Annotated in this window: 3 protein-coding genes; 2 read left to right on the top strand and 1 reads right to left on the bottom strand. The window is 61.5% G+C overall.

The window, feature by feature from the left end; all coding sequences use genetic code 11:
* Positions 1-607: amino acid--tRNA ligase-related protein (locus EN884_RS33245; RefSeq protein ID WP_245492034.1), on the bottom strand; the 607-nt coding region annotated here is incomplete at its 3' end.
* 194 nt (positions 608-801) lie between these two features.
* Between EN884_RS33245 and EN884_RS33240 the strand changes: the two genes are divergently transcribed.
* Entirely contained in the window at positions 802-1,170 is a 369-nt protein-coding gene (locus tag EN884_RS33240; protein WP_024504702.1) for a hypothetical protein, read from the top strand.
* A 75-nt stretch (positions 1,171-1,245) separates the two neighbouring features.
* Positions 1,246-2,361: an MFS transporter gene (locus tag EN884_RS33235; protein WP_245492033.1), complete on the top strand. Its 1,116-nt coding sequence runs from the start codon at positions 1,246-1,248 to the stop codon at positions 2,359-2,361.
* Positions 2,362-2,363 lie beyond the last annotated feature (2 nt).

Here is a 2,363-nt window from a genome sequence, read left to right as displayed (position 1 = left end):
GCTTATACTGCTGCGGCGCCTGCGGCAGCGCATAGAAGGTGCCGGGATGGATGCGCGACGGCACCAGGAAGTCGCGCGCGCCTTCCGGCGACGACGCGGTCAGGATCGGCGTCGAGAATTCGGTGAAGCCGACCTCGCCCATGCGCTTGCGCATTTCGGCGATGATTTTTGTCCGCGCAATGATGTTCTTGTGCAGCGTCTCGCGGCGCAGGTCGAGAAAACGGTATTTCAGCCTGATATCCTCGGGATAGTCAGGCTCGCCGAACACCGGCAGCGGCAATTCCTTGGCCGCCGACAGCACCTCGATCTCGCGGGCGAAGATCTCGATCTCGCCGGTCGGCAGATTGGCGTTGGTGGTCTCGGGCAAGCGCGCCTTGACCTCGCCGTCGACGCGGATGACCCACTCGCCGCGCACGGTCTCGGCGACCTTGAAGGCAGGCGAATCCGGATCGGCGACGATCTGGGTCAGGCCATAATTGTCGCGCAGGTCGATGAAGAGCAGGCCGCCATGATCGCGCACGCGATGCACCCAGCCGGACAGGCGAACGGTCGAGCCGACGTCGCTCTTCCTCAACTGGGCACAGGTATGGCTGCGGTAACGGTGCATTGTCATTGGTAAAGTCCGGGGTGCTGGGTTGCAGGCCAAGCATCAAGCCCGGCCTCAAAATTTGCGCGAAAAGCGCATGGGAGGCCGGATTTGTCAAGGCAAGCGGCTTCGACAGGACATCCGTTGTAAACTTGGGCGGCACAATGGATAGCGATATCCTCTACCGCTACGTTTACGGCAAATGAGATCAGGATATGCAAAACCAGAAGCTCTTTCTGACACCTCAAGAGCGCAGCCGCATCGTCAACCTGCTTGACGCGGCTCGCATAGACGATTGGGCGCGGTTCAAAGCCCTCTCCGATGGTGACTTTCCGAACGACGAATCGATGCGGGAGCAGTTCGACGGATCGCGGCTCATAATCGACTACGATCGTATCGACCCGGAACAGCAATTCGCTGTTGGCGTAGATCCCGACGGTTTCCGGCTCATCACCGGTCAGTTGCCTCCGCGCGACGATCAACGGCAACAGGTGATCATGACGATCTATAGCAAGAACCTAAACGACGGCCCGTTCATAAGCGTTTGGACCTTCCACGAAGAGTTGGACATATCCTCGCTGTAGTTTGCCGGGAATTGCTGCTGGCGTTGGCCAGGGCGATGGTCCAAGAAGGGATCACCGACACGTGATCGCCTCTTCATGTCCTCCATCCGCCCGATGATCCCGCTTCTTCTCGCCGCAGGCATCCTGCTCGGCGGCAATGGGCTGCAGAGCACGCTGATCGCGCTGCGCGGCGCGCAGGAAGGGTTTTCCGCTTCCGACATAGGCCTGATGGGCACCTTCTACTTCGCCGGCTTCCTGCTCGGCTGCCTAGCCATCACCCGCATCATGAAGGCGGTCGGCCATATCAGGGCATTTTCGGCGCTGGCGGCAATCGCCTCAGTCGGCACCTTGCTCCTGGTGCTGGTCATCGATCCGGTGATGTGGTGCGCGGTGCGTCTTGCCGGCGGCTTCTGCTTCGCCGGGCTGTTCACCATCGTCGAAAGCTGGCTGAATTCCGGCGTCAGCAATCACGATCGGGCACGCGTGCTGGCGATCTACCGGATGGTCGACATCGGTTCGGTGACATCAGCCCAGTTCCTGATCCCGATCTTCGGCGCTGGCGGTTTCGCTATCTTCGCCATCATGTCGATGATGATCACGCTGTCGCTGGTGCCGGTGTCGCTCGGCGACCGCTCCAACCCGACACCACCCGAAGAGGTCAAGCTCGACCTGGCGCGCGTCTGGCGGATTTCGCCGCTGGGCTGCTTCGGCTGCATCGCCGTCGGCGTCACCAACAGCGCCTTTCGCACCTTGTCCCCGGTCTATGCCGAGCAGATCGGCATGTCGGTCGCCGATGTCGTGACCTTCGTCAGCGTCGGCATCTTCGGCGGCGCCATCATCCAGTATCCGCTCGGCTACCTCTCCGACCGCTGGGACCGGCGCCGGGTGCTGCTGATGACGACCTGCTGCGCGATGCTTTCGGCGCTGGCGCTGGTGTTCATCGCCGGTAGCAATCCGCTGCTCAACTTCGTCCTCGTCTTCATCTTCGGCTGTTTCGCCATGCCGCTCTATTCGTTGTCGGCGGCCCACTCCAACGATCGCGCCGACACCGGCGAGTTCGTGCTGATCAACGCGGCGCTGATGCTGTTCTATTCCTTCGGCGCGATCGGCGGCCCGTTCGCCGCCTCGACGGCGATGCAATATTTCGGACCGGGCGCCCTGTTTGTATTCAGCGCGGTGGTCTATGCGATCTTCATCGGTGTCATCCTCTGACG

This window comes from Mesorhizobium sp. M7A.F.Ca.AU.001.01.1.1, assembly GCF_004022735.1.
Taxonomy (GTDB): Bacteria; Pseudomonadota; Alphaproteobacteria; order Rhizobiales; family Rhizobiaceae; genus Mesorhizobium; species Mesorhizobium ciceri.
Note: the sequence above shows the minus strand (reverse complement) of the source record. Positions and strands in the feature narration are given on the sequence as shown.